General features: G+C 65.6%; 25 protein-coding genes and 1 pseudogene. 16 read left to right on the forward strand and 10 right to left on the reverse strand.

Annotated elements, in window-relative coordinates; all coding sequences use genetic code 11:
* The first annotated feature begins 234 nt into the window (after nucleotides 1–234).
* From G584_RS0100385 to G584_RS0100410, 7 genes and pseudogenes are all read left to right on the forward strand, one after another.
* Nucleotides 235–1,533: an ABC transporter substrate-binding protein gene (locus G584_RS0100385; protein WP_038050606.1), complete on the forward strand. Its 1,299-nt coding sequence runs from the start codon at nucleotides 235–237 to the stop codon at nucleotides 1,531–1,533.
* A complete protein-coding gene (locus G584_RS0100390; protein WP_028492842.1) occupies nucleotides 1,534–2,397 on the forward strand; it encodes an ABC transporter permease subunit in 864 nt (287 codons plus the stop codon). It abuts the gene before it with no gap.
* The gene (locus G584_RS0100395; protein ID WP_028492843.1) at nucleotides 2,394–3,455 is read left to right on the forward strand and encodes a branched-chain amino acid ABC transporter permease; all 1,062 of its coding nucleotides are present in this window, start codon (nucleotides 2,394–2,396) and stop codon (nucleotides 3,453–3,455) included. Before G584_RS0100390 ends, G584_RS0100395 begins: the two co-directional genes overlap by 4 nt.
* Nucleotides 3,452–5,116 carry an AMP-binding protein gene (locus tag G584_RS0100400; protein WP_028492844.1) on the forward strand — a complete coding sequence of 555 codons (1,665 nt, stop codon included), beginning with the start codon at nucleotides 3,452–3,454 and terminating at the stop codon, nucleotides 5,114–5,116. Before G584_RS0100395 ends, G584_RS0100400 begins: the two co-directional genes overlap by 4 nt.
* 13 nt (nucleotides 5,117–5,129) lie before the next feature.
* A pseudogene (locus tag G584_RS13175) lies at nucleotides 5,130–5,594 on the forward strand (ABC transporter ATP-binding protein); the annotation flags it as partial.
* Nucleotides 5,595–5,702: 108 nt separating this feature from the next.
* Complete coding sequence (locus G584_RS13180) at nucleotides 5,703–5,861, forward strand: ABC transporter ATP-binding protein C-terminal domain-containing protein (protein ID WP_418954026.1); 159 nt, start codon at nucleotides 5,703–5,705, stop codon at nucleotides 5,859–5,861.
* Nucleotides 5,854–6,597 (forward strand): ABC transporter ATP-binding protein, encoded by a 744-nt coding sequence (locus tag G584_RS0100410; RefSeq protein ID WP_028492846.1) that lies wholly within the window; start codon nucleotides 5,854–5,856, stop codon nucleotides 6,595–6,597. Before G584_RS13180 ends, G584_RS0100410 begins: the two co-directional genes overlap by 8 nt.
* Before the next feature lie 4 nt (nucleotides 6,598–6,601).
* Here G584_RS0100410 and G584_RS13040 read toward each other — a convergent pair whose 3' ends face one another.
* From G584_RS13040 to G584_RS0100425, 3 genes are read right to left on the reverse strand one after another with little or no spacing between them, the layout of a single operon-like run.
* Entirely contained in the window at nucleotides 6,602–8,167 is a 1,566-nt protein-coding gene (locus tag G584_RS13040) for a thiamine pyrophosphate-binding protein (protein WP_038050607.1), read from the reverse strand.
* On the reverse strand, nucleotides 8,164–10,059 hold the full coding sequence (locus G584_RS0100420) for a TRAP transporter permease (RefSeq protein WP_038050608.1): 1,896 nt from the start codon (nucleotides 10,057–10,059) through the stop codon (nucleotides 8,164–8,166). The genes G584_RS13040 and G584_RS0100420 overlap by 4 nt, the downstream gene beginning before the upstream one ends.
* A 1-nt stretch (nucleotide 10,060) precedes the next feature.
* Entirely contained in the window at nucleotides 10,061–11,218 is a 1,158-nt protein-coding gene (locus G584_RS0100425; protein ID WP_028492848.1) for a TAXI family TRAP transporter solute-binding subunit, read from the reverse strand.
* Between the two features lie 139 nt (nucleotides 11,219–11,357).
* Between G584_RS0100425 and G584_RS0100430 the strand changes: the two genes are divergently transcribed.
* The 7 genes from G584_RS0100430 to G584_RS0100460 all read left to right on the forward strand — a co-directional run bounded on the left by G584_RS0100430 (nucleotide 11,358) and on the right by G584_RS0100460 (nucleotide 17,112).
* Entirely contained in the window at nucleotides 11,358–11,945 is a 588-nt protein-coding gene (locus tag G584_RS0100430; protein WP_028492849.1) for a TetR/AcrR family transcriptional regulator, read from the forward strand.
* A complete protein-coding gene (gene paaA / locus G584_RS0100435; protein ID WP_028492850.1) occupies nucleotides 11,938–12,909 on the forward strand; it encodes a 1,2-phenylacetyl-CoA epoxidase subunit PaaA in 972 nt (323 codons plus the stop codon). The genes G584_RS0100430 and paaA overlap by 8 nt, the downstream gene beginning before the upstream one ends.
* A gap of 9 nt (nucleotides 12,910–12,918) precedes the next feature.
* Nucleotides 12,919–13,440 carry a phenylacetic acid degradation protein gene (locus G584_RS0100440; protein ID WP_028492851.1) on the forward strand — a complete coding sequence of 174 codons (522 nt, stop codon included), beginning with the start codon at nucleotides 12,919–12,921 and terminating at the stop codon, nucleotides 13,438–13,440.
* A complete protein-coding gene (paaC, locus tag G584_RS0100445; RefSeq protein ID WP_028492852.1) occupies nucleotides 13,433–14,191 on the forward strand; it encodes a 1,2-phenylacetyl-CoA epoxidase subunit PaaC in 759 nt (252 codons plus the stop codon). The genes G584_RS0100440 and paaC overlap by 8 nt, the downstream gene beginning before the upstream one ends.
* Nucleotides 14,185–14,640: a 1,2-phenylacetyl-CoA epoxidase subunit PaaD gene (gene paaD / locus G584_RS0100450; protein WP_028492853.1), complete on the forward strand. Its 456-nt coding sequence runs from the start codon at nucleotides 14,185–14,187 to the stop codon at nucleotides 14,638–14,640. The genes paaC and paaD overlap by 7 nt, the downstream gene beginning before the upstream one ends.
* 92 nt (nucleotides 14,641–14,732) lie before the next feature.
* A complete protein-coding gene (gene paaZ / locus G584_RS0100455) occupies nucleotides 14,733–16,766 on the forward strand; it encodes a phenylacetic acid degradation bifunctional protein PaaZ (RefSeq protein ID WP_028492854.1) in 2,034 nt (677 codons plus the stop codon).
* Nucleotides 16,767–16,785: 19 nt separating this feature from the next.
* Nucleotides 16,786–17,112 carry a winged helix-turn-helix transcriptional regulator gene (locus G584_RS0100460; protein WP_028492855.1) on the forward strand — a complete coding sequence of 109 codons (327 nt, stop codon included), beginning with the start codon at nucleotides 16,786–16,788 and terminating at the stop codon, nucleotides 17,110–17,112.
* Between the two features lie 57 nt (nucleotides 17,113–17,169).
* On the opposite strand, the gene bfr is transcribed toward G584_RS0100460, so the two are convergent.
* Genes bfr through nadC form a run of 6 tightly spaced genes read right to left on the reverse strand, consistent with a single transcriptional unit; the run spans nucleotide 17,170 to nucleotide 21,720 of the window.
* On the reverse strand, nucleotides 17,170–17,646 hold the full coding sequence (gene bfr, locus G584_RS0100465; RefSeq protein ID WP_019550930.1) for a bacterioferritin: 477 nt from the start codon (nucleotides 17,644–17,646) through the stop codon (nucleotides 17,170–17,172).
* A gap of 53 nt (nucleotides 17,647–17,699) precedes the next feature.
* Nucleotides 17,700–19,250, reverse strand: coding sequence for an L-aspartate oxidase (nadB, locus tag G584_RS0100470; RefSeq protein WP_028492856.1), 1,551 nt, complete (start codon nucleotides 19,248–19,250; stop codon nucleotides 17,700–17,702).
* Nucleotides 19,251–19,270: 20 nt separating this feature from the next.
* Nucleotides 19,271–20,194 carry a quinolinate synthase NadA gene (gene nadA, locus G584_RS0100475; RefSeq protein WP_028492857.1) on the reverse strand — a complete coding sequence of 308 codons (924 nt, stop codon included), beginning with the start codon at nucleotides 20,192–20,194 and terminating at the stop codon, nucleotides 19,271–19,273.
* Nucleotides 20,195–20,197: 3 nt separating this feature from the next.
* Nucleotides 20,198–20,599, reverse strand: a complete 402-nt coding sequence (locus G584_RS0100480) for a type II toxin-antitoxin system VapC family toxin (protein ID WP_245563269.1) — start codon at nucleotides 20,597–20,599, stop codon at nucleotides 20,198–20,200.
* The gene (locus G584_RS0100485) at nucleotides 20,583–20,846 is read right to left on the reverse strand and encodes a type II toxin-antitoxin system VapB family antitoxin (RefSeq protein WP_028492859.1); all 264 of its coding nucleotides are present in this window, start codon (nucleotides 20,844–20,846) and stop codon (nucleotides 20,583–20,585) included. Before G584_RS0100485 ends, G584_RS0100480 begins: the two co-directional genes overlap by 17 nt.
* Nucleotides 20,847–20,871: 25 nt before the next feature.
* A complete protein-coding gene (gene nadC / locus G584_RS0100490; RefSeq protein ID WP_418954019.1) occupies nucleotides 20,872–21,720 on the reverse strand; it encodes a carboxylating nicotinate-nucleotide diphosphorylase in 849 nt (282 codons plus the stop codon).
* 221 nt (nucleotides 21,721–21,941) lie between these two features.
* Here nadC and G584_RS0100495 point away from each other — a divergent pair, with 221 nt between their 5' ends.
* Nucleotides 21,942–23,933 carry a thioredoxin domain-containing protein gene (locus tag G584_RS0100495; protein WP_028492861.1) on the forward strand — a complete coding sequence of 664 codons (1,992 nt, stop codon included), beginning with the start codon at nucleotides 21,942–21,944 and terminating at the stop codon, nucleotides 23,931–23,933.
* A 121-nt stretch (nucleotides 23,934–24,054) separates the two neighbouring features.
* Nucleotides 24,055–25,257, forward strand: a complete 1,203-nt coding sequence (locus tag G584_RS0100500; RefSeq protein WP_028492862.1) for a thiolase family protein — start codon at nucleotides 24,055–24,057, stop codon at nucleotides 25,255–25,257.
* An 8-nt stretch (nucleotides 25,258–25,265) separates the two neighbouring features.
* Here G584_RS0100500 and pxpB read toward each other — a convergent pair whose 3' ends face one another.
* Nucleotides 25,266–26,804, reverse strand: a complete 1,539-nt coding sequence (gene pxpB / locus G584_RS0100505; protein WP_028492863.1) for a 5-oxoprolinase subunit PxpB — start codon at nucleotides 26,802–26,804, stop codon at nucleotides 25,266–25,268.
* Nucleotides 26,805–26,892 lie beyond the last annotated feature (88 nt).

Consider the following 26,892-nt stretch of genomic DNA (forward strand, 5'->3'; position numbering starts at 1 on the left):
CCCGGCGGTGCGGGCGTGGGTCGGAGGGGGTGGGCCCTATCCCCGTTGCGGGTGTTCCCCCCGCCTCTGGGGTGTACCCCGGACAAGCCCGGGTGGACTTGACAGGGGCGGAGGGGGCAGATTAGCATGATAACCAACCGGTCGGTAAGTTCGGGCGCGCTTTCCATGCGGGCCAGGGTCTACACCTAGCAGGCTTACTTAGGCGCGCCCCACCGGTGGAAGGGAGGGAGGCTGATGGGGCGTAGCTGGACCAAGACAAGCCTCTTGGTGTTGCTGGCCACCCTGGGGGGGTCCGCCTTCGCCCAGGTCATTCGCGTGGGCGTGGTGGGCCCTATGGCGTTCGTTCAAGGGGAGCACACGTGGTACGGGGCCACCCTAGCGGCGGAGGAGATCAACCGGGAAGGCGGGGTGGTGGTGGGCGGCCGGGCGTTCCGAATTGAGCTCGTTCGCGTGGACACCAACGAGATCACCAGCGTGACGGATGCTGCCACCGCCGTGGAACGGGCCATCACGGCCCAAAGGGTGGACTTCCTCATCGGGGGCTTTCGCAGCGAAGCTGTCCTGGCCATGACCGAGGTAGCGGCGGACTACAAGAAGCCTTTCCTCATCACGGGTGCCGCCCTAGACGGCATCCTCGCTGGCCGGGTGGATCGCAACTACGAGCGCTTCAAGTACCTTTTCCGCGTGAGCCCCAACAAATCCAGCGACCTGGCACGCACCTCCCTGCTCCTCTTAGGAGAGGTGGTGCAGGCGATGCGCCAACAGCTCAACCTGCCCAAGCCCAAGGTGGCCATCCTGGCCGAACGGGCCGCCTGGGCCGATCCCCTGGTGGAAACGGCAAGCCGCCTCATCGCCGCCCCACCCCCCCAAGGGTACGGGGCCGAGGTGGTGGGGGTCTGGCGGCCCTCGGCCACGGCCACGGACGTCACGCCTGAGCTCACCGCCATCCAGCGGGCCCAAGCCCAGGTGATCTACACGGTCCTCTCGGGGCCCGTAGGGGTACCTTTTGGCCGGGACTGGGGTAGGCTCAAGATCCCCGCCGCCCCCGTGGGAATCAATGTGGAAGCCCAGCAGGAAACGTGGCTCCAGGCCACAGACGGACTGGGGGCTTATGTGGCCACGCTGAACACCCTGGCCCCGGGCGTGGCCATAACGCCCAAGACCCTTCCCTTCATCAGCAACTTCCAGAGCCGTTTCAAGCGCTTCCCCATCTACACGGCCAGCGGGGCCTACGTGGCCCTCCACCTCCTGAAGGAGGCCATCCTCCGGGCGGGGAGCCTGGAAGCCGAGGCGGTGGTCAAGGCCCTCGAGGCCACGGACCACGTGGGCCCCTCGGGCAGGATTGTCTTTGACAAGGTGCATGACGTCACCTGGGGCCCTGGGTACACCACGGGCCTGGGCGTCCAGTGGGTGGGGAACCGGATGCAGGCCTTCTGGCCCCGGGCTTGGCGCGCGGGGGACCGGGTGGTGGGGTATGCGGGCGTGCGGCCCTACCAGCTCCCTCCCTGGGTGGTGGAGGCCTGGAGGCGGTAGATGCTCGCCGCCATCTTGGTCAACGGGCTGGTCCTAAGCGGGATCTACGGCATGTTGGCCCTGGGATTCGCCCTCACCTACGGGGTGGCCCGCATCCTCAACCTAGCCCATACGGCCTTTTACATGGCCGCCTCTTATGCCCTCTTATTCCTCCTGGGATACACGGGCTTCCTCCCCGCCGCCTTCCTCGCCGCCCTTTTGGTCCTGGGCCTTGCCCTCCTCGCCTACAGGTTTTTCCTTGAGCCTTTGCGGGAACACGAGGCCACCATCCTCATCGTTACCATCGCCATAGCCCTCCTCCTCCAAGAGGTTCTCCTCCTCCTTTTCGGGGGGCACTTCCGTTCCGTGCCAGCCCTCCTGCCCGGCTTCGTGGAGATCCTGGGGGTCCGGGTGGCGCAGCAGGCGCTCCTCGCCCTGGCGTTCGCCGCTCTCGTCCTCCTTTTGGCCTGGGCCTTCCTCAAAGGGAGCCGCGTTGGGCTTGCCATCCGGGCCGCCGCCCAGGATATGGAGGCGGCGGAACTGGTGGGGGTAAGCCTCTCCCGGGCTGGGTACTGGGCCGTGGGCCTGGGGGCCCTCTTGGCCACTCTGGCGGGCCTTGCCGTGGCCCCCATGGCCACCTTGGAGCCCCACATGTGGACCGCTCCCCTCCTGGTGGTGCTGGCGGCGGTGGTCCTGGGGGGCCTGGGAAGCCTTCTAGGAGCCCTCTTGGGAGCCTTGATTCTGGCTTTCGCCGAGGTGGTGGTGGTGAACCTGGTGCCTGGGGGCGCCTTCCTGCGCACCGCCGTGGCCCTTTTGGTGCTGGTTCTGGTACTGGTGTTCAAACCCGAGGGCCTTTTCGGCGCATCCTTTGCGGAGGAGCGATGACCAGTCCCCTGCGCATCTGGTCCGTCCCGTGGCTCCTACGTTTCCTTAGGTACGAGGTCTTCGCCCTGCCGAGCCGGGTTATCGCTCTGCTTTTCATCCTCTTCCTCCTCCTCTTCCCCCTTTTCTCGCAAGACCCTTACCTCCTGCGCATCCTCACCCTGTCCGGCCTTTTCGCCCTCTATGCGGCGAGCTGGGACCTCCTCTCGGGCTACACCGGCCAGGTGAGCCTGGGCCACGCCTTCTTCTTTGGCATCTCGGGGTACACCTCCGCCCTGCTGGGCCGGGAACTCGGTCTAGCCCCTTGGGCCACCATTCCCTTGGGGGCCACGTTGGCTACCCTTGCGGGCCTTCTCGTGGGCTTACCCTCCCTTCGGGTAAAGGGACCCTACCTCTCCCTGATCACCCTGGCCTTTCCCATCCTGGCGCTCGGGTTCATCTTCCTCTTTCCGGACTTCACGGGAGGGGAGCTGGGGCTTTCGGGGCTTCCCCGCCTTGGCCAGAGCCGCCTAGAGGAGTACTACCTGGTCACCCTCACCATGCTTGTTTCCGTCTACATTCTCTGGAGGATAGCCAACTCCCGGGTGGGCCTCGTCTTCCACGCCCTAAGGGAGGATGAAGCCGCGGTGCGCATGGTAGGGGTGAACACCGTGGCCTACAAGCTCCTGGCCTTTGCCGTAAGCGCCTTCTTCGCCGGACTGGCAGGAGGGCTTTACGCCCACTACCTGCGGGTGGCGGGCCCGGATAGCCTGTCGCTTTTTAACTCCATTCAGCCCGTTATCTGGACGGTTTTTGGCGGTATCGCCACCATCTACGGCCCCGTGGCGGGCACCTTCCTCCTTGTGCCCCTTCTGGAGGTGTTGCGGGTGGCCGAGGAGTGGCGCATGGTGGGGTTTGCCGTCCTCATCCTCCTGGTCATGCGCTTCCTGCCCCAGGGGGTGGTGCGGGGGGTGCTGGACCGCCTCGAGGAGGAGTGCCCCCGGTGCAAGGTCCGCAACCCCTTCACCCGAAGGCGGTGCCGCGTTTGTGGCGTGGAGATGCGCTTGGAGGTGCGGGCATGACGGAGGTCTATTGGGAACGCCCTTGGCTTCGCTTCTACCCTCCCACCACGCCCAAAGAAGTTCCCCTTCCCGTAGGGAGCGTCAGCCAGCAGGTGGAGGAGGCCTTCCTGCGCTTCGGCGGGAAGACCGCCTTGGTCTACTACGGGCGCACCTACCGCTACGCCGACCTCCACGAGGCCATACGCCGCTTTGCCGGAGGGCTTAAGGGCCTAGGCCTTAGGCCGGGAGACCGGGTGGGCCTTTACCTGGCCAACAGTCCCCAGTTCGCCGTGGCCTACCTGGGCATCCTTTGGGCGGGGGGTGTGGTGGTGCCGGTAAGCCCCCTTTATACCTCCCACGAGCTCCGGCACCAGCTTTTAGACTCAGGCGCCCGCTTCCTCGTGGTCCAGGACGCCCTTCTGGAAAACGCCGAGCGGGCAGGGGTGGAGCTGGAGGGGAAGGTGGTGGTTTCCCTTTGGGAGGCCCTGCCCTCCTGGCAGAGGCTCCTGGTACGCCGCCTCCCCGTGCCCCGGGGCCCTGGAGTCTATACCTTCTCCGACCTCCTGCGGGCAAACCCCCTTCCTGCCCCAGAACCCCGACAGGGCGAGGACCTGGCCGCCCTCCCCTACACCGGGGGCACCACGGGTCTGCCCAAGGGGGTGCGGATTACCCACCACAACCTTCTCGCCGCCCACCGGATGATCCAGAGCTTCAACCCCTTCGGCCCAGGGAGCACCCTCCTAGCCTTTCTGCCCTTCTACCACATCTACGGCCAGGTGGTCCTCCTCCTTGGGGGGCTCCTTTCCGGGGCCCGGCTTTTGGTCTTTTCCACGCCCGACCCCGACTGGATCCTGGAGGCCATGGTGCGCTACCGGGCCACCCACTTCTTCGGCGTCCCTTCCCTGTACGAGCTCCTCCGGGACCACCCCAGGACCCACTGGGTGGATTGGAAGCGCCTCGAGGTGGTCCTAAGCGGGGCCGACACGCTGCACGAGGCCACGGCGGAGGCCTTTTTCCAGCGCACCGGCCGGGAGGTCGCCGAAGGCTACGGGATGACGGAAACCTCCGCCGCAAGCCACGTCAACCCCAGGGAACGGGTCAAGCGAGGGTCCTTTGGCATCCCCTTGCCCTGCGTCCAGGCCCTGGTGGTGGACCCCGACACCCTCGAGCCCGTCCCCGTGGGGGAGGTGGGGGAGCTTGCCCTTGCCGGCCCCAACGTCACCCAGGGTTACTGGCAACGGGAAGAGGAGAACGCCAAAAGCTTCTTCAGGGAACGCGGACTCCGCTTCTTCCGCACGGGAGACCTGGTGCGCATGGACGAGGAGGGGTACTTCCACTTCTACGACCGGGCCAAGGACATGATCAAGTACAAGGGCCGGCCCGTCTTCCCTCGGGAGATTGAAGAGGCTTTGCGGGCCCACCCCTTGGTAAAGGCGGCGGGAGTGATCGGGGTGCCGGACCCCAAGGTGGGGGCTTACCCCAAGGCCTACGTGGTCCTGGAACCCGAGGCTCGGGGCAAGGTGACGGAGGAGGACCTGCTCAGCTTCCTGAGGGAGCGCCTTGCCCCCTACAAGCTTCCCCGAGAGATAGAGTTCCGCGGGGAGCTTCCCAAAACCGACGTGGGCAAGGTCTCCCGCCGGGAGCTTAGGGAGGAGGTGGAGGGTGGCGCTCTTGGAGGCTAGGGGGATCACCAAGCGGTTCGGGGGGCTCCTGGCCCTAAACAGCGTGGACCTCCGGGTGGGCGAGCGGGAGATCCTGGGGCTCATTGGCCCCAACGGGGCTGGCAAGACCACCCTCCTGCGGGTCCTCCTCGGCATCCACCGGCCCGACGGGGGGCGGGTCTTCTTCAAGGGGAGGGACATCACCCCCTTGCCCACATGGGAGCGGGTGCGCCTGGGGCTTGCCGCCACCTTCCAGAACCCCAGGCCTTTGAGGCGGCTTCCGGTCCTGGCCAACGTGCTGGTGGCAGCCTACGGACCCCGGGGAGGGCGTAAGGGGGACTGGGTGAAGCGAGCGGAGGCCCGCGCCCTGGACGCCCTGGAGTTTGTGGGCATCGCCGACAAGGCAAAGGAGCCCGCCTCCGTCCTCTCGCAAGGGGAGCTGAAGCGCCTGGAAATCGCCCGGGCTTTGGCCACGGAGCCTGAGCTTTTGATCCTGGACGAGCCCTTTGCCGGCCTTACCCCTGTGGAAACGGAGCTTTTGGCCAAATCCTTGGCCCGCTTGCGCAAGGGAGGGCGGTTTGGCCGGCTTCACAGCGAGGGGTGCGCCATGGTCATCATTGAGCACAAGCTCTCCGAGCTCTTCAAAATCGCCGACCGGGTGGTGGTCTTGAACTTCGGCGAGGTCCTGGCCGAGGGCACCCCAAGCCAGGTGGTCCAGGACCCCAGGGTCATTGAGGCCTACCTGGGGGAGGTGCCCCATGCTTGAGGTGCGGGGGCTCTCCTTGCTCTACGGCAAGGCCCAGATCCTCTTCGGGGTGGACCTAGAGGTGCGGCAGGGGGAGCTCGTCTGCCTGGTGGGGCCCAACGGTGCAGGCAAGACCAGCCTGCTCAGGGCCATCTCCGGGCTAACCCGCCTCGAGGCCTGGCTCCACCGGGGCACCCGGGCCGGGGAAATCAAGCTCCAAGGCAAGGTCCTCTTCCAAGGTCGGCGCATTGATGGCCTCTTCCCCCACGAGATCGCCCGGTTTGGCCTGGTCCTCTGCCCCGAACGGCGGCGGCCTTTCCGGGAGCTATCCGTGGAGGAAAACCTCCTGGCGGGGGGGCTTCTTCTGCCCAAGGCCGAGGTGCGGCCGTGCCTGGAATACGTCTACAGCCTTTTCCCTAGGCTCGCGGAGCGCAGGCGGCAGCGGGCGGGGGACCTCTCCGGGGGGGAACAGCAGATGCTCGCCCTGGGCCGGGCGCTCATGGGTAAGCCCAGACTGCTCGCCATTGACGAACCCTCCACCGGGCTTGCCCCCAAGGTGCGGGCCCTGGTCCTAGAGCAGGTAGCCCGGGTGCGAAAGGAGGGCGTAACGGTGCTTCTGGTGGAGCAGGAGGCGGCCCAGGCCCTTGCCCTGGCAGACCGAGCCTACGTGCTCTCCAACGGCCGCCTGGTCCGCCAGGGGGAGGCCAAGGCCCTCCTGGAAGACCCGTCATTCCAGAGGACGTACCTAGGCCTTTGACCCTTTAGAAGGCGGGGTGGGGCGTGGGGTCCACCACCACCTCCAGGAGGAAGGGCCCAGAGGGAAGCGAAGCCAAGGCCGCCTCCAGACCCTCAGGGTCCTCCACCCGGGCTGCGGGAACGCCGAAGGCCTGGGCTAGCTGGCAGAAATCCACCCCCGAAAGGGCGAGGCCCGGAACCCGCTCCGCCTGGCCCGGGTAGAGGCTTTGGGCAAACCCCTTGAGGATGCCGTACCCTCCGTTATTCAGGACCACGAACACCACATCCGCCCGGAGCTCGCGGGCCGTGTAGAGGACCTGGGGTGCGAAGAGGAAGCTCCCCTCCCCCACCACCGCCGCAGCCCTTTGGCCAGCCAACGCAGCCCCCAAAGCGGCCGGCGCCGCGAAGCCCAACCCCCCGCTCGCCCCGTGTAGGTAGCCTCCCCCCTCCTGCCGCAGGTGGCGCCGAAAGACCCCACTTAGGGAGATGGCCTCGTCCACGACGAACCTGGGGGACAGGGCCTGGGCAAGGCGAGCCGCCGCGTAGGGGGGGTTGAGGCGGCCCGAGGGGCTTTGGGGGGTAGGCAAAGGGGCAAAGACCCCCTGGGGCGGTGCTCCCGCCCGGGGCCGGACCCGCTGGGAGAGGAACTCCAGCCCCAGGGCCACGTGGCCCAAGTAGACCTCCTGGGCCTCCGCCCGGGCCGCCTCCTCGGGATCGTCGGTAAGGAGGAAGACCCGGGTGCCCGTGGGCACCGCGGGGCCCGGGGAGTAAGGGTAGAGGAGAAAGCAGGGCGCACCGGCCACCAGGACCGCATCAAAGGCCTCGAGGATCCCCCGGATCCGCTGGGCCACGGGAGGCAGTACCCCCCGGTAAAGGGGATGTTGTGTGGGGAACGGGTGGCGCGGGCTTATGGGGTCGGAGAACACGGGGGCCTCCAAGGCCTCAGCGAGGCGGAAGGCCGCCTGGCGGGCCAAGGGGGTGTCCGCTCCTCCCCCCAGGACCAGGGCCGGTCGGGTAGCCCGGTCCAGGCTCTCGGCCAAGGCCTCCAAGCCTTGGGCCATACCCGGAAGGTGGAGGGCTTTGCACCGAGGAGGTGGGGCCTCCTCTTCCCAAAGGTCCATGGGAATGGCCACCACCACGGGCCCTCGAGGGGGGGTCAGAGCCAGGTGGTAGGCCCGCTCCAGGGCCTCCGGCAGGTCGGCTCCCCGTTCCACGGAGAAGGCAACCTTGGCAACGGGGTGCGCCATCTCCACCAGGGGTCCGGAGAGGAGAGGGTCGCGGAAGAGGTGCCGCCGGTCCTGCTGGCCCACGGTGACGAGAAGGGGCGAGCGGTTTTTCCGGGCAGTATAAAGCGCCCCTATGGCGTTTCCCAGGCCCGGCGCTGCATGGAGGTTCACCACGGCCACCTGGCCGCTGGCCTGGGCGTACCCCTCGGCCATGGCCACCGCCACCCCCTCGTGGAGGGCGAGAACGTAACCGGCCACCTCCTCCAGGCCCAGGAGAAAGGGAATCTCGGTAGAGCCTGGATTGCCGAAAACCCAAGGGATACCCCGCTCCTTGAGCCACCTATGGGCGCTCTCCCGTGCGGTCATCCTTCCATGCCTCCCCTCTGCCCCACCCGCCGGCGCAAGCCCAGGGCCAGGGCCACGAGCAAAAGCCCCGGAAGGGCGAGGAAGCTGGTGAGGGTTTCCGGGATGGCGCAAAGGATCCCTCCCACCCCAAAGACGCCCCTCGCCCAAAGGGGGAGGGGGCCCAAGCCCCAGAAATACCCTTCCAGGGCCCCCACCAGAAAGAGGAGCCCCAGGACCGCAAAGACCACATGGTAGGCCACCGAGAAAAGGCTTCCTTGAAGGATTAGGGCAGGTTCAAAGAGGAAAAAGAAGGGGAGGAAGTAGATGGCAAGCCCTAGCCTGACCGCGGTGAAGCTCGCCCCCATGGGGGAAGCCCCCGCGATGCGGGCAGCCAAAAAGGCGGCCACGGCCACAGGGGGGGTGATGGCGGAGAGCATGGACCAGTAGGCGATGAAGAGGTGAACCGCCAAGGGGTTAAACTCCCCGATGCGCACAAGAGCGGGGGCCAGGGTCACGGCGAGGAGGATATAGGCGGCCACCATCACCCCCGCCATCCCCAAGACGAAGGCGATAGCCACGCCCACCAAGAGGACCAGGTAGAGGTTTTCCGCTCCCATCCGCACCAGAGCCCCCGTGAGGGCCGGGGCCACCCCCGTCCCCACAAGCCCGGCGAGGATGAGCCCCACGGGGAGGATGAGGGCCAGGGTCTGGCCGATGAGGGAGGCGGCGCCCACCAGGGCCCGGTCCAAGGCTTCCCAGCGCAGCCTTCTGCCCGCGGCCAAGAGGAGAAAGCCCAGGGCGTAGAAGGGGGCGAGGCGTTCCAAGCGGAGGTACAAAAGGGCGAAGACCAGAAAGCCCAAGGCCATCAGGAAGGGAAGCCCCCGGCCTAGGCTTGGCCCCAAAGGAGGTAGTTCGGCCCTCGGCAGGCCCCGAAGCCCGTGGCGGGCAGCGTAGAGGTCCACGTGGGCGAAGAGGGACAGGTAGTAGAGCAGGGAGGGCAGGAGGGCGGCGGCCACCACCTGGCCATACGGCACGCCCAAGAGGTTGGCCATAACGAAGGCCACGGCCCCCATCACCGGGGGCATGAGCACACCCCCTGTGGAGGCGCAGGCCTCTACCGCTGCGGCGTAGCTCCGGGAAAACCCCGAGCGGATCATGGCGGGGATGGTGAGGCTTCCCGTACTCGCCACATTGGAGAGGATGCTCCCGCTCAGGCTGCCGAAAAAGGCGCTTGCCACCACGCTCACCTTGGCGGCCCCCCCTCGAGCCCAGCCGAAAAGGGCCGAGGCCACCTCCAGGAAGACCTGTCCTGCCCCCAAGGCCACCAAGAAGGCAGCCAGGACGAGGAAACCCACCAATAGCTCGCCTACGGTGCGCATCGGCAAGCCCATGAGCCCCTGGGTGGAGTAGATGGCGTAGCCCAACACCTCCTGCCATGGGAGGGAAGGTCCCCAGAGGAGGCCCGGCAGGTAAGGAGCCAGCAAGGGATAAGCGGCAAGGACCAGGGCCACCAAGGCGAAACCCATCCCCCCCACCCGCCTCGCCCCCTCCAGCACCACCCCCAGGAGAAAGAGGGCCAACGCCACCTGCCAAGGGGCTTCCGGGTTGGTCCAAGGCCGAAGGACCATGCTCGGGCCGTGATGGGCGAGGAAGACTCCTGCCGCCGACACGCCCAAGGCGAGGGCGTAGTCGTACCACCGGGGCCGGGTGTCTTGGGGACGGGCGGGGAAGAGGAGAAAGACCACGGGCAGGTAGAGGGCCAAAAGCAACCAGTAATAGCTGAAGTCCAGGAGGGCAAAGCCCACGAGGGGGCTACCCAGGAGGTAGTAGAGGATTAAGGTGAGGCCCAGGAGCGAAGCGGCCCGTACCCAGCCTCGAGCCCACGCGGGAAGCCTGTCCCACCGGCCCTCCATGCTAGGGCCTCCAAGCCTCGGAGAAGCGGGGCACGCGGTTTTGCGCCAGGAATTCCCGCCAGAAGCGCTGCCACGCTTCGCTTGCGGGATCGGTGCTGATGCGGCGGGAACGCGCGAGGGCCAAGGCCCTTTCGTAAAGGGTGGCGTACTGGTCCGCAAGGCGTACAGAGGCTATCTGCTTCGCCTCCATCGCCTGATTCCATAGCCCCTTCTCCTTCAGGTAGCGCACGGTCCCGGGATGGAGGGGCACGGAAAGGTTTTCCACCACGAAGCGCAGGCTCTCCAGGGTTTGGTAGCGGGCCATGGCATGCTTGTCCCCATAGAGGGCATGGTTCTCGTCCCACCACTTCACGAGCTGGTAGACCAGGGCCTCGTCCACGTCGGCCCGGGTGTAGTAGACGCTAGGGATGACGAAGGTCCGCACCCCCCGGGCCGAGGTAACCCCTACGTCTGCGGGCCGGACGAGCTTGAGAAGGGGGTAAGCCCGCTGCCAACGCAGAAGGCAGGTACGGTCTTCCTGCGGTGTGGGCACGGGGAGCCAGCGTATCCCCCTGGGGTTCCCCTCCACCTCCACGTTCACGTCTGACACGGGCGAGGTGAAGGCTATATCCGCCCCGCCCTCGGCAATCACCCGAGAATTGGCGTTGTAGTTAGCCACGGGCACCAAGCGCGCCTGTTCCCGGCTCATCCCCCGGCAGGCAAAGAGGCCATCCAAAATGCGGTGGAAGTAGGAGAAGGGGGGCCAGGCTACCCGTACCCCCGGCCCTATGTCCTGCACCCGCCGGTAAGGGGTATCCCCGCGGGTCATGAGACCCCAGGGGGTTAGGATGGCCGGGTAAACCACCCGCAGGGGCCCGGGGCGGTACCCCGGCTCCCCGTCCAAGGACTCCACCAGCACCGTGAGCGGCGCGGAGATGAAGTCCACCCGACGCTCCAATAGCCACCCCGTAATGGTGGGCGTGGCGCCGGGGGAAACCCGCACCTGGACCCCCGTAGCGGCGGAAAACTCCCCTGACCAGGCCACCAGCAGGGAATAGCCCGCCGTGCCCACCTCCGTGGAGCCGAAGAGGAGCTGCCTTGGCCAAGGACCCGTTCCCTGGGCAAAGCTCACGAGGAGTGACGAAAGGAAAGCCCACACAAAGACTTTCTTCCAAGCCATCCCCAACCTCCTTACCGACCATTCGGTTGGAACCCATGCTACCACACCGGCCCCAGGCGGTCAAGCGGGGGCGAAAAGGTGAGCCAGGACACTTGTCCCTTCGCCTTAGGTGTGCTACCCTAACAAACGACCGTTAGCCATGGAGCGGCGCGAGCAAATCCTCACCGTTGCAGGCTACCTCTTCAGCCAGCGAGGCTACCACGCCACCAGCATGCGGGAGCTGGCCAAGCACCTCAACCTCCAGGGGGGAAGCCTGTACGCCCACATCACTTCCAAGGAGGAGCTTCTCTTGGAGGTGGTGCGCCAGGCTGCGGAGAGGTTCCTGGGGGTCCTGGAAGGGCTTAAGGGCGACCCCGTGTCCAAGCTGAAAAGCCTGGTACGGGGCCACCTTGAGGTCATCGCCCAGGAACTTCCCCGGGCCACGGTCTTCTTCCACGAGTGGAAACACCTCTCCCCTCCCCTTCTGGAGGAGGCCAAGGCCTTAAGGCGCCGCTACGAGGAAGGTGTGCAGGCGGTGATCCGGGAAGGAATGGAACAAGGGGTCTTCCGGGTGGAAAACCTCCGCCTGGCCACCCTCTTTGTCCTTTCCGCCCTGAACTGGACGTACCAGTGGTACCGGCCCGAAGGGCCCCTTACCTTGGAGGAACTTTCGGAAGCCTACGCCACCCTCATCCTGAGGGCCTTGGGCGTGGAGGCTAATAAGGAGAAAGGAGGCGAGAATGGTTAAGCTCAAGATCGGCTACCCAGAGGATCCCGACTACCAGGAAAGGCTTGAGGAGTTTGAGGCCCGTATTGCCCGGGGGGAAAAGATCGAGCCCGGGGACTGGATGCCCGCCGAGTACCGGCGCCAGCTCATCCGCATGATCTCCCAGCACGCCCATAGCGAGTGGGTGGGCATGCTTCCTGAGGGCGCTTGGATTACCCGGGCTCCCTCCATCCGGCGGAAGCTCATCCTGCTGGCCAAGGTTCAGGACGAGGCCGGACACGGGCAATACCTCTACCACGCCGCCGAAACCCTGGGGATCACCCGGGAAGAAATGGTGGAGGCCTTCCTTTCCGGCAGGGCCAAGTACTCCAACATCTTTAACTATCCCACCCTCACCTGGGCGGACGTGGCCATCATCGGCTGGCTGGTGGACGGCATGGCCATAAAGAACCAGACCATGCTGGCCCAGTGCTCCTACGGGCCCTACTCCCGGGCCATGGTCCGCATCTGCGCTGAGGAAACCTTCCACCACAAGCAGGGGAAGGAGGCGGTTCTCCTCTACGCCAGGGGCTCCAAGAAACAGCGCCAGATGGTGCAGGATGCCCTGAACCGCTGGTGGTGGCCCACCCTGATGATGGCCGGGCCCCACGACACCGACTCCGCCCACACCCCCCTCCTTCTCCGCTGGGGCATCAAGACCAAGACCAACGACCAGGTGCGCCAGGAGTTCCTGAACGAGCATGTCCCCGAGCTCTTGGACGCTGGGCTTACCATCCCCGACCCCGACCTCCGCTACGACGAGAAGACGGGCAACTGGATCCACGGGCCCATCCCCTGGGATGAGTTCTGGAAGGTGATCAACGGGGAAGGCCCCATGAACCGGCACCGGCTCATGGCCAGGAGAAGGGCCCACGAGGAGGGCCGTTGGGTGCGGGAGGCCCTCGAGGCCTACGGTAAGCGCCGCCTGGCCCAGGCCGCGGATTAGGAGGAGACCATGTGGGGAACCGAGTGGCCCCGGTTTGAGGTGATCAAGCAGGACACCCAGGCAAGCCCCCCCCAGATGGTGGGCTCCGTACACGCCGCTGACCCGGAGCACGCCCTCTTGGTGGCCCGGCACGTGTTCGTGCGGCGCCCCTCCGCCTACGCCCTTTTCGTGGCCCCGGCCGAAGCCTTCTTTCACGTTTCCCAGGAGGGCCTAAAGGATCTGAAGCCCAGCAGGAGGGAGGGAGGAAGCGAAGAACCCTACTGGGTCTTTGCCAAGCGGAGCCACCGCCGGAGCATGGTCTACGGGGACCTGGTAGGCCGCTTCCTGGCGCAAGGCCCGGAGGATGCCGTAGCCCAAGCCCTCCTGCAGGCCCAAGGGGTGGCCTTCTGGGCGGTTCCCGAACGGTTGGTGGTGGGGACCGAACCCACGGAGGAAGTGGTGGAAAGCTGGTTCGCCCCGGCCAAGGAAAAGACCTACCGCCTGCAAAGCTACTACGGGCTCATCACCGCCAAGGGGGTGGAGAATGCTTGAGGCCTACCTGAAGGACGCCCTGGTGGCCCGGCTCACCGCCTGGGCCGACGATGAGGTGGTCCTGGCCCAGCGGCTTTCCGAGTGGGTGGGGCATGCCCCCATCCTCGAGGAGGATATCGCCATCGCCAACCTGGCCCAGGATGAGCTGGGCCACGCCAAGGTCTGGTTGGAGCTCCGGCAGGAGCTGGACGGCTCCGACCCCGACCGCCTGGTCTACTTCCGCGATCCCCTGGAGTTCCAAAACGCCGTCCTGGTGGAGCTGCCCAAGGGAGACTGGGCCTTCACCATGGTGCGGCAGTACCTCTTTGACGCCTACGAGAACCTCTGGCTTAAGGAGGCGACCCGGAGCACCTACCCCCCCCTGGCCGAGGCGGCAAGCCGCATCCTAAAGGAGGAGAGGTTCCACCTGAAGCACTCTTCCCTCTGGGTGGAGCGCCTGGGCCAGGGCACGGAGGAATCCCACCGCCGGGCGCAAGAGGCTTTGGAAACCCTCTTCCCCTACGTTCGCCAGCTCTTCCAGCCTCTCCCCGGGGACGAGGCCCTGGTGGAGGCAAGGGTGGTACCGGATCTCAAGGCCCTTGAAGCCCCCTACCTGGAGGAGGTAACCGCCCACCTGGTGCGCTCGGGCCTAAGGCCGCCTGAGGGAGGGTACGTGCCCAAAAGCCGCCAGGAGCATACGGAGTACCTCTGGTCCCTCCTCGCGGAGATGCAGTCCGTGGCCCGCTGGGACCCGGAGGCCAAAGCATGGTAGAGCGGTACTGGGAAGCCCTAAAAGGGGTTAAGGACCCGGAGATCCCCGTCCTCAACATCGTGGAGATGGGGATGGTCCTGGGGGTGGAGGCGGAAGGGGAAAAGGTCAGGGTCCGCTTCCGCCCCACCTTTTCCGGCTGCCCTGCCATACGGCTCATCCGCGAAGAGATCGAAAAGGCCCTGCGGGAGGCAGGAGCCAAGGAGGTGGAGGTGGTGGAGGCCAGGGCCCCCTGGAGCACCGAGGACATGGCCGAGGAAGCCCGAAGGAAGCTCCTGGGTTACGGCGTGGCTCCACCCCTCCCCCTTCCCCTGGCGGGGAAGGATCCCCCCTGCCCCCGGTGCGGAAGCCAGGAGGTGGTCCTCAAGAACACCTTTGGGGCCACCCTGTGCAAGATGCTCTACCAGTGCGCTGCCTGCGGGGAGGTTTTTGAGGCCTTTAAGACCGTCTGAAGGGGAAACATAAGGCCCGGGACTTGGAGGTGTACCGGGCCTTTGTCCTGGAGGGCAGGGAGTCAAAGGAGTTCGATTTCAAGGAGGAAGCCTTGAAGGTAAAAAGCTACCTCATGGGCCAATGGTTAACGGGCGCAGGAGAAGGGGTACCGGTGCAGGATGCCGCCACCCTCGAGGTGCTGGCCCACGTGACCTCGGAGGGCCTGCCCCTCAAGGAGGCGGTGGCCTGGGGAAGGGAGGTAGGGGGGAAAGCCCTCCTTGGCATGGGATTCCAGGAGCGGGGCCGAAGGCTTCGGGCCCTGGCACAGTACCTTTCCGAGCGGAAGGAGGAGCTCTACCGGCTCTACGCCACCACCGGGGGAACCCGTCGGGATGCCTGGTACGACGTGGACGGGGGTATCGGGGTACTCTTCACCTATAGCTCCTTGGCCCGGACGCTTCCCGAGGGAAACCTCCTCCCCGAGGAGGAAAACCTTCCCTTAAGCAAGGACTTTTCCTTCCAGGGAAGGCATCTTCTGGGCCCCAAGGGCGGAATCACGGTTCAGATCAACGCCTTCAACTTTCCGGTCTGGGGCCTTTTGGAGAAGTTCGCCCCTGCCTTCTTGGCAGGGGTGCCCACCCTGGCCAAGGCGGCCACCCCCACCGCTCACGTGGCCGAGGAAGTGGTGCGTCTCATGCTGGAGTCCGGGCTTCTGCCGGAAGGAAGCCTCCAGTTCGTGGCCGGAAGCCTGGGGGATGCCCTGGAGGCCCTGGACCACCGGGATAGCGTCTACTTCACAGGCTCCAAGGCCACCGCAGACCGCTTAAGGCGCCACCCCGCCTTTTTGGAGCGAGGCGCCCTCTTCAATGCGGAAACCGACTCCCTAAACGCCGCCATCCTGGGGGAAAAGGCAGGGGAGGAGGAGGTGGAGAGGCTGGCCCGGGAGATTGCCCAGGAGCTTTCCATCAAAACCGGACAGCGGTGCACGGCCATTCGCCGGGTCCTGGTACCCCAGGGCCGCCTCGAGGTCCTCCTCGAGGCCACCCGTAAGCATCTGGAGGGCCTTAAGCTGGGCGACCCCAGGGAGGAGGGCGTGGACCTGGGGCCCCTGGCCTCCCTGGGGCAAAAGGAGGAGGTGGAAAGGGCCGTGGAAGCCCTCCTGGCCGCCGGGGCCAGGGTGTACTGGCAGCACCCGGGCAGGCGGGACGGCGCCTTCTTTCCCCCTACCCTGCTCCTGGCGGAGGATCCCTGGGCGGAAACCCTCCACCAGGTGGAACCCTTCGGCCCGGTGGCCACCTTCTTTCCCTACCGGGACCGGGAGGAAGCCCTGCGCCTGGCCCGGTTGGGAGGGGGGATGCTCGCGGCCACCCTGGCCACCCCCGATCCCGAGGAGTCCCGCTTCTACCTCCTCGGGCTTTCCGGGGAGGTGGGCCGGCTCCACATTCTGAACCGCTTCAACGCCCATAGCTCCACGGGCCACGGCTCCCCCTTGCCCCGCCTCCTCCACGGGGGACCCGGACGGGCAGGGAGCGGGGAGGAGCTGGGAGGGCTTCTTTCCGTCAAGCGGCACCTGGCCCGCCTGGCCCTCCAGGCCGATCCCCACACCCTGCAGGCTCTCACCGGGGAGTACGCCAGGGGAGCGGAAAAACCCGCCAGCATCCACCCCTTCCGCAAGTACTACGAGGAACTGGAGATTGGGGAAACCCTCTGGACCCATCGCCGCACGGTCACAGAAGCGGACATTGCCCTTTTTGCCCACCTTTCCTGGGACCACTTCTACGCCCACACCGACGAGATCGCCGCCCAAAAGAGCCTTTTCGGGAAGCGTGTGGCCCACGGATACTTCGTCCTCTCCGCCGCCGCCGGGCTCTTCGTGGATCCGGCCCCGGGTCCAGTCCTGGCCAACTACGGCCTCGAGGGCCTGCGCTTCACCGAACCCGTGGGCATCGGGGATACCTTGCAAGCCCGGCTCACGGTGAAGGCCAAACGGCCTAGGGACGAGAAATCCGGGGTGGTGGAGTGGGCGGTGGAGGTGGTGAACCAGGAGGGCAAAACCGTGGCCGCCTATACCATCCTCACCCTGGTGGCCCGAAAGCCCACGGATGCTTTGCCCTCCGGGCAAACACATTTTGGAGCTTCCTCTTAACCTGTGCTACCATGGGGGTATGGCCGAGCACGAACCGGCCTTCTGCCCTGTTTATGCCGCCTTGAACCTCCTCCAGGAGAAGTGGACCCTGCACATCATCAGGGCTCTCCTGGAAGGCCCTAAGGGGTTCAATGAGCTGTCCCGGGCCATCGGGGGGGTAAACCCTGCCACCCTTTCCCAGCGCCTGGAGCACTTGGTGGATCTAGGCGTGGTGGAAAAGAAGGTGGAATCCTTCATGCCCCCCCGCACCCGGTACAGCCTCACCGAGGCTGGGCGGGAGCTGGAGGCGGTCATCGCCGCCATTGACCGCTGGGCCCGCAAGAACCTTAAGGCCCCTGTGGGTTGAGGTTTTGTAGCCGAGGGCGATCTGGCGTGCCCGTGAGCCTGAACCCCTTTACGGAGCCTATTCCGCTTCCCCGGCCAGGTACTGGAGGTAGTTGGGCAACCCCATCTGGTTCAAGAGCTCCCGCTGGGCCTCCAGCCAGTCCACGTGGCCTTCCTCGTCCTTGAGGATCTCCGCCACCATGTCCCGGGTGCCGTTATCCCCCAGGCTTTGGGCCAGGTTCATGGTTTCGTTGTATCCCTTCACCGCCTGGAGTTCCCCCTCGTAGTCCCGGAAAAGGATTTCCTCCACCGTTTTGCCGATCCGGATCTCCCCAATCCGGCTCACCTCTGGGAAACCCTCCAGGAAAAGGATGCGCTCGATGTGCCTCTCCGCATGGCGCATCTCGGTGATGGCATGGGCCTTAAGGTGGCGGGCCAGAGCCTTAAAGCCCCAGTTCTCCGCCATCTCCGCATGGACCATGTATTGCAAGATGGCGGCCAGTTCCTCGGAAAGCCTTTCCTGAAGGCTTTGAATCACATCGGGATGGCCTTTCATAAAGAACCTCCAAGAGCATTATACTCCGGCTAGCTCCATCCAGCCTGGAAAAGCTACCGCACAGGAGAAGTGCCCAGGGGTACCCTCACCAGGCCTGGCCGTTCCCTCCCGGCCCCAGGTGTCCCCCGCACCTCGAGGTGGTAGGGTTCCTTGGCCTCCTCGGGGAAGTCCTCTCGGAAGTGGGCCCCCCGGCTTTCCTCCCGCAGAAGGGCCATGCGCAAGAGGAGCCGGGCCAAAAGAGCCAGGTGGCCCGCTTCCACGAAAGCGCGCAGAGCACGGGGATCCCCAAGGGCAAAGAGGTCCTCAGGAAGAGCTTCCTTCAAGGGAAGACCTTCCAACCAGGCCAAAGCTTGGGCGAGATCCTGTCCCCGACGTACCACCCCAGCTGCCTGGCCCATTCTTTCCTGTAGGGGTTTTAGGTGTTCCGGATCCAGAAGCAGGACGGGTAAGGGCTCTACCCTCTTCGGATGGACTAGGTCCTGAAGGGCTGCCTTGGCGGCCCGCTCCCCCATCACCAGGCCCTCCAGGAGGCTGTTGGAAGCCAGGCGGTTTGCCCCGTGGAAGCCCGTGGAGGCCACCTCCCCGGCGGCGTAGAGGCCAGGGAGGCCCGTGTAGCCCGAAAGATCCGTCTTGACCCCGCCCATGGCGTAGTGGGCTGCGGGAGCCACGGGAATAGGCTCCCGGAAGGGGTCGAAGCCCAGGGTCCGTGCCGCAGCCACCACCGTGGGAAAACGGGACTCCAGATGGGGAATGGGCCTCAGGTCCAGGTAAACTCCCCCAGTCCTCTCCCTCTCCCGGTGAACCGCCCGGGCCACCACGTCCCGGGGGGCAAGCTCCCCCAAAGGATCGTAGCGGGGCATGAAGCGCTCCCCCTGGGCGTTGAGCAGGATGGCTCCTTCCCCCCGGCAGGCTTCGCTCACCAGGCTTCCATCGGGAAGGGCAGTGGGATGGAACTGGATGAATTCCAGATCCCTCAGGGTGGCTCCCGCCAGGTAGGCCAGGGCCATGCCGTCCCCTGTGGCCCCTTTCGGGTTGGTGGTCACGGGGAAGAGCCTCCCCAAACCCCCCGTGGCCAGCAGGACCGCTCCAGCCCGCACCACCTGCAAGCCCTCGGGCCCCAGGACCAAGGCTCCTGCCACCCGCCCCTCCCCGAGGAGCAGGGCCACCGCCATGTAACCCTCCTGGACCGGGCTCCTAAGCCGCTTGAGAAGCCCCTTGAGCAGGAAAAGGCCGCTCCTGTCCCCCCCCAGGTGCCGTACCCGCGGTCGGGAGTGCCCCCCCTCCCGGGTGGGCTCGGAATGGAAGGGAAGCCCCAGGGAAAGAAGCTTTTCCAGGTGCCGGGGAGCTTCCTCCAGGATGGACCGGGCCACCCCCTCCTCCACCAAACCCCGACCAGCCCTAAGGGTGTCCTGGAGGTGGGCTTCCAGGTCGGCCTCATCCAAAGGGAAGGCTACCCCTCCCTGGGCCCAGGGGGTGGAACCCGAGGGAAGGGGATCCTTGCTGAGAAGGAGGATCTTAGCCCCTCTTTCCTCCGCCGCCAAAGCGGCGTAGACTCCCGCGATACCCGCACCCAGGATGAGGAGGTCGGTGGTTAAGGTGACCATGGGTCCTTCCGCCCCTGGGTTTAGCCCACGGCCACCATGGCCTCGAGGGCCCGCCGGGCCTTCTTGGCCACCTCCTCGGGCACCCGGATCACGTGGCGCATCTCCTTAAGGGACAGGTAAACCTTCTCCAGGGTGATCCGCTTCATGTACTCGCAGATGGCATCCGGCTTCACCGGGATGAAGGTCTTTCCCGGGGCCTCCTTGGAGAGGCGGTGGAGGATCCCCACCTCCGTGGCCACCACAAACTCCTTGGCCTCCGCCTTCTTGGCGTAACGGACCATCCCTTCGGTGGAGAGCATCTTGGCATCCGGTTTGAGGAAAAGACAGCTACTGCCGCACCCACACTCGGGATGGATCATGAACTCAGCCCCGGGGTGCTTCTCCAAAAGGGCCTTCAAGTGCTCCTCGCGGATTCCCGCATGCACATGGCACTCCCCTGGGAAAAGGTCCAGTTTCCTCCCCGTCACCCTGGCCACATGGGCACCCAGGAACATGTCGGGCACGAAGAAGATGGGCCGGTCCTTGGGCAGGCGAGCCACCACCTCCACCGCATTGGCGCTGGTGACACATACGTCCGCCAGAGCCTTCACCTCGGCTTTGGTGTTCACGTAGGCCACCACGATCCCCTCGGGATGGTCCTTCTTCCAGGCCAGAACATCCTCGGGGCGGATGCTGTCCGCCAGGGAGCAGCCCGCCTCCAAGTCGGGGAGGAGGACGGTTTTCTCTGGGTTCAGGATGGCGGCGGTTTCCGCCATAAAGTGCACCCCAGCGAAAACGATGACCTTGGCCTCGGTCCTTTGCGCCTCCCGGGCTAGGCCCAGGGAGTCCCCCACGAAGTCCGCCACCTCTTGCACCTCAGGAAGCTGGTAGGAATGGGCTAAGATGACTGCCTGCCGCTCCGCCTTCAGGCGGAGCACCTCTTGGATGAGAAGATCCCTTTCCATGCTCTACGCTTCCGCTGGGCTGAAGCCCTGTTCCCAAAAGTGTTCGTCAAACGCCAAGGCCTTCCGCAAACCCCTTCGCTGCATGAAGAAAAAGCTGGTCCAGTCCACCAGGCTGATGTCCCTCCTCCCAGAGGCCAGAAGGGCGGTCAGGGCCACCTGGTGCAGGTCCTCGTCCACGGGAACCGTATGGATAACCTCTAAAAGGCCGTGGCAAAGGGCCCGCACCGCCTCGAGGCCCAATCTTTTCTGGACCAAGGCCACACTTTCCACCACCACATAGCTGTGGGTTACCAGGCGCTCTCGAGCCGCCAAGAGGCGGCGAAACCCTTCCGCCGCCTGTGGGTGCCAGGCGTCGTCCCGGTCCAGGAGGGCGTAAAGGGCCGAGGTGTCAACGAAGACGGCCAAGGCGGTCCTCATCCATCGCCAGGTAGTGGTCGTGCTTCTGGCTCACATCCGTAAGGCCCGAGGCAAAGCGGCCCACCACGGCCAAGGCCCGCTCAGCCCGATCGGAAAAACTCCCATTCCCCTTCTCCTGGAGATACCCCTCCACCGCCCGGCGCACCAGCTCCGCCAGGGACACCCCTTCCTCCTGGGCGAGCGCCTTTAGGCGCTGGGCCTGTTCCTCGGTAAGCTGCACCTGGGTCCGCACCATGCTTCTATGGTAGCACACCATACCCTCATGGCTGCACTACCAGGAGGGAAAGATCCAGGGCCTTGGCGGAATGGGTCAGGGCCCCCACGCTCACAAAGTCCACCCCAGCCTCGGCGGCAGCCCGGGCCCTTTCCAGGGTCATGTTCCCGCTGGCCTCGAGAGGCACCCGACCTCCCACCCGGCGCACGGCCTCGCGGATCTCCTCGAGGGGAAAGTTATCCAGAAGGATCAGATCCGCCCCTGCTTCCAAAGCCTCCTCCAGCTCGGCCAGGTTTCCCACCTCCACCTCCACCTTGAGGTAGTGGGGAGCCCCGGCCTTGGCCCTTTTCACCGCCTCGGCCACACCCCCCGCGGCCCGAATGTGGTTCTCCTTGATGAGAATCCCGTCAAAAAGGCCATAACGGTGGTTCCTCCCCCCGCCCACCCGCACCGCATACTTCTCCAGGGCCCTGAGGCCCGGAGTGGTCTTGCGGGTATCCAAGACCTGGGCCTTGGTGCCCTTCAAGGCCTCCACGTAAGCCCGGGTTAAGGTGGCGATGCCGGATAGACGCTGCAGGAGGTTTAGGGCGAGCCTCTCCCCCGCCAGGATGCCCCTTAAGGGCCCCTCGAGGCGGGCCACTTCCTGGCCAGGGCCCACCCTTTCCCCTTCTCCCACCAAAGCGGTAAAGGCAATGCGGGCGTCCGCTAGGAAAAAGACCTCCTTGGCAACCGGCAGCCCAGCGATGACGCCTTCCTCCTTGGCCAGGATGGCCGCGCGGCCCCAAAGATCCTCGGGCACGGTGAGGAGGGTGGTGAGGTCCCCATGGCCGAGGTCCTCGAGGAGCCAGGAGGCTAACTGGGGAAGCCAGGCCTTCAAGGTGTCCTGGGGCACCATGGCCCCCATTGTAATTGGGGACAAGGGCAGGTTGCCCGCGGGCACCTTTACGAAGCTAAAAGCCGCTAGTCGGCCAGCTGGGGAAGGCTTAACGGAGCCCCTATACGGCAGGCCCTCCGTACTTAACGTCCCCAGGCGCCACCGGTGACGTTCCACCAGCACGGTATGCCGTGTGAGATGACTACCTGTGTGCCCTCCCCTGACCGGCTAGCCTAAAGGGTATGGCCAACCGCCTCCGGGATTCCCGAAGCCCTTATCTCCTCCAGCATGCGGAAGACCCCGTGGACTGGTACCCCTTTGGGGAGGAAGCCTTTACCACGGCTCTGCAGGAGGATAAACCCATCTTCCTCTCCGTGGGGTATAGCGCCTGCCACTGGTGCCACGTGATGCACCGGGAGTCCTTTCAAGACCCCGAGGTGGCGGGGATCCTCAACCGGCACTTCATCCCGGTGAAGGTAGACCGGGAGGAACGGCCTGACGTGGACGCCGCCTATATGCGGGCCCTCATCAGCCTCACCGGCCAGGGGGGTTGGCCCATGAGCCTCTTCCTCACCCCGGAGGGGAAGCCCTTCTTCGGGGGAACGTATTTCCCCAGGGAAGACCGCGCGAGTCTCCCCTCTTTCAAACGGGTCCTTCTGGCGGTAGCCCAGGCCTGGCGGGAGGAACGGGAGGCCATATTAAGGGAGGCGGAACGCCTTTCCCAGGCTCTTTGGCGAAGCCTTACTCCCCCTCCCGGACCCGTGCCCCAGGATGTGGAGGAAAAAGCTTTGCAGTTTCTTGCCCGCTCCTTTGACCCGGAGTGGGGTGGGTTTCTTCCCGCACCCAAGTTTCCCCAAGGTAACCTCCTCCTTTATCTCCTGGCCTTGGCCTGGCGGGGCAAGGAGGAGGCCCGCGGGATGCTCTATAAGACCCTGAGGGCCATGGCCCTGGGTGGGGTCTACGACCAGGTGGGTGGGGGGTTCCACCGTTACGCCGTGGACCGCTTCTGGTACCTCCCCCACTTTGAAAAGATGCTTTACGACAACGCCCTCCTGGCCCGGGTCTACCTGGGGGCTTACCGGGTCTTCGCTGACCCCCTTTTTCTCAGGGTGGCTCGGGAAACCCTGGACTGGCTTCTCTCCATGCAAAGCCCTGGCCAGGGAGGGTTCTACACAGCTTTGGATGCGGAAAGCGAGGGGGAGGAAGGACGCTACTACACCTGGACCCCGGACGAGCTCCAGGCAGCCTTGAGGGAGGATTACCCCCTGGCCCACCGCTATTTTGCCCTGGGGAAGGCCCCGCTCCTGGAGGGAGGAGAATCTCCTAGGTACGTGCTTACCGCCTGGGGTGAGGAAGAGGTAAAGAGGGAGCTGGGGGAAGGCTTTGCGGTCTGGCGGGAGGGCCTCCGGGCTAGGCTTCTTGCCTCGAGACGGCGCCGTATGCCCCCCAACTTGGACGACAAGGTCTTAGCCGACTGGTCTGCCTTGGCGGTGCGGGCCTTGGCCGAGGCGGGCAGGCTTTTAAGGGACGGCCGCTACTTGATGGCGGCCCGGCGAGGGAGTCACTTCCTGGTGGAGACCATGGGCAAGGACGGCCTTGTGCGCCACGTGTGGCGGGCCGGGGCCCTGGGGGAAGAGGCTTTCCTCCAAGACCAAAGCTTTACCGCCTTGGCCTTACTGGAGCTTTACACCGCCACCGGCGAGTGGCCTTATCTGGAGAAGGCAAGGTCCTTGGCGGAGGCAGCCTGGGAGGTCTTTCAAGGGGAGGGTCTTGAGGGACCAAGTACCCGTCCCGCCCTGAAATCCCTTCCCCTTCCCGCCAAGGAGGTGGAGGAAACCACCCTTCCCTCTGGCAAAAGCGCCCTGGCCGAGGCCTTCTGGCGCTTGCAGGCCGCCTTTGGCGGTGACTACCGAAGGCGGGCCCAGTTGCTTTTGGAGGAAGGGGCCCTGTGGCTTGAGCGCCACCCCCACGCCCTCCCTGGCTTGCTCCTGGTTCACCGCCTCCTTAAGGAAGGAACGGAGCTTGCCCTTCCTACGCCCTCCCCGATTCTGGAGTCGGTACGGGAGCTCTACCTACCCCTTACCCAGTTGGTGGTGGGGCCAGCGGATGCTCTTCCAGGCCTTCGCGGGCGGGAGCCTGGAAAGGCTTACCTGTGCCGGGAAGGAGCCTGCCGGCTGCCGGTTGAAGAGGTGAGGAGCCTGGTGGAGGAAGTGCAGGCGGTCTATGGTGGGTAGCCTTCCTTGTTTGTGTTATTGTTCACGATTAAACTGGCTTGTGCTTTTCCTCTCCTCAACAGCATTGACTTTCCTTCCCAGCTCCCCTACACTGTTACCGAACGGTCGGTAGGGAGGTCCCATGCCTGAAGCCTGGATTGTGGAAGCCCTCAGAACCCCCATCGGCAAGCACGGGGGAGCCCTGGCCACCGTGCGCCCCGACGATCTCCTGGCCCTCACCCTCTCCGCCCTCATGGAACGAAGCGGCGTCCCCAAGGAGGAAGTAGAGGACGTCTACGCCGGCTGCGCCAACCAAGCCGGAGAAGACAACCGCAACGTGGCCCGCATGGCCCTCCTCCTGGCCGGCTTCCCCGTAAAAGTAGCAGGTTGCACCGTAAACCGCCTCTGCGGATCCGGCCTGGAAGCCGTCGCCCAGGCCGCCCGGGCCATCTGGGCAGGAGAAGGCCATGTCTACATCGGCAGCGGCGTAGAGTCCATGTCCCGGGCCCCCTTCGTGGTCCCCAAACCAGATAAACCCTTCCCCACCGGCAACCAGGTAATGTACGACACCACCCTGGGCTGGCGGCTCATTAACCCCAAAATGCAGGCCCTCTACGGCACAGAAAGCATGGGGGAAACCGCCGAAAACCTGGCAGAAATGTACAAGATCCCCCGGGAAGAACAGGACCGCTTCGCCCTCCTCTCCCACCAAAAAGCCATCCGCGCCTGGGACCAGGGCCGATTCGCCAAAGAAGTGGTCCCCGTGCCCGTAAAGCGCGGAAAAGAGGAAGTCCGCGTAGAAGTGGATGAGGGACCAAGAAGGGATACCTCCCTCGAAAAACTGGCCCAGCTCAAACCCGTCTTCCGCGAAGGAGGCACCGTCACCGCAGGAAACTCCAGCCCCCTCAACGATGGAGCCGCCGCCGTCCTCCTGGTCTCCGATGCCTACGCCAAGGCCCACGGCCTCACCCCCCTGGCCCGGGTGCGGAGCATCGCCGTGGCCGGTGTTCCCCCCAGAATCATGGGCATCGGGCCAGTGCCCGCCACCCAAAAAGCCTTGGAACGAGCAGGCCTCTCCCTAAAGGACATCGGCCTGATCGAACTCAACGAAGCCTTCGCCGCCCAAAGCCTCGCCGTGCTCAGAGAGTGGGGCCTGGACATGGAAGACCCCCGCCTCAACCCCAACGGCGGGGCCATCGCCCTCGGACACCCCCTGGGAGCCTCCGGAGCCCGCATCCTCACCACCCTGCTCCACGAAATGCACCGACAAAAAGTCCAGTTCGGCCTGGCTACCATGTGCATCGGCGTGGGTCAGGGAATCGCCATGGTGGTGGAAGCGGTGTGAGGCTTCCTCTAGCCTTCCCAGGCCAGGATGGGAGCTATGTGCTGCCTTTCACGATGAAGCTCGCATGTGAACGTTAACTCTACTCCCGGCCACACCTGGCCGAAAAGCCAGAGATCTCCAGGATGAACCCTGGCTGGCTTGGCATAGCCCCCAAGGCTCCCCTTATCCACCAAAAGCACCAGGGGGCGCCCAGAAGGCGGCACCTGGATACCTCCCAAGGGCGTGGCCTCGGAAAGCCCTTCCCCCCCAGGTACCTCCGGCCCCAGGAGCTCCACGCCCATCCGGTCCGCCCGCACCACCTGGAAGGAGGCGGAAACCAAAGCCCTAAAGGCTTCCCAGGAAAACTGGGGCCCGGGAAGGAGACGGAGGCGAAAGGCTTCCGGCAAGGGCCTTTGCCGGAAGGCGAGTCCCGGCCGCACGGCCCTTTCCTCCCCCAGACCCAAGACATCCCCCGCCTCTAACGGACGGCCGATCCTGCCCCGGAGGTCCGGGGACACGGAACCCATAAAGGAACGGCCCTCGAGGGCTCCCGCCACCGCCAAGTAAACCCTGACCCCCCGGCCCTTGGGCCGAAAGGAGAGGGTTTTGCCCCTAGGCCAGAAAAAGCTCTGGCCCGGCGGAATCTCTTCCCCCTCCAGGAGGGCGGTAAGCCCATACCCTGCCACCGCCGCCACCAAATCCCTAAGAGCAGTGAGGACCGGACCCCGGTAGGCCACCTCCAAAAGGGGTGCGCCCGGGGGATTCCCCACCAGGCGGTTGGCCAGGGAGGCGGAGTAGGGATCCAAGGGCCCGGAACGGGCCAAGCCCAGGTGGCCCGCCAGAAACCTTCCCTCATCCACCACCAGGTCCAGAAGACCCGGCTCCTCCACCCGCAGGGCAGGAATCCTGGGCTCCTCGGGAAGTAGGGCCAAGGGGTTGGGCTCCGGGGGAGTGGAACCCTCGGCTTCCCGGAAGCGCACCCGGTCCCCTGGCCTAAGGAGAAAGGGTTCCTCCCGATGGGGATCGTAGACCGCCACCAAGGCGGTGCCCAAAAGATGCCACCCTCCAGGGGAAGGCAGAGGGTAGATGCCCGTCTGGGGCCCGGCCATGGCCACCGCATGGGCCGGCACCCTGGGCCTTGGGTGGGGGCGGCGGGGCAGGCGCAAGGCCGGTTCCACCGGGGCCAAAAAGGGAAACCCGGGGGTAAACCCCAGGGCATAGACCCGGTAAAGGGGTACCTGGTGCAGGCGTTTCACCTCCTCCAGGGGAAGCCCCGTGCGCCCGGCCACCTCCAAGAGATCTTCCCCATCGTAGCGCACGGGGATCTCCACCATCCTGCCTTCCTCCCCACCCCCAGCCAAGGTGGTGGCGAGGCGGGAAACAAGCCCAAGGAGCCGTTTCCGGGAAAGCCGCCTGGCATCGTACTCCAGGTACAGGGTGCCGTAGGCGGGAACCGCCTCCCAAAGCCCTTCAGGGGGAGCCTTTAGAAGAAGGCCGGCCAGGGCCTGGGCCATGCGGTTGGCCTCCTCGGAAAGCCCCTCGCCAAAGGCCAGGTAGAACCCGTCCACCCCTTCACTCTAGCGAAGGCCGGGGCCCAAGGCCTCCCAAAAGCGTGGGGCCCGGCAGGAAGACCAGGGCCACGAGACGCAGGCCACC

Origin of the sequence: Thermus antranikianii DSM 12462 (genome assembly GCF_000423905.1) — a bacterium.
GTDB lineage: Bacteria > Deinococcota > Deinococci > Deinococcales > Thermaceae > Thermus > Thermus antranikianii.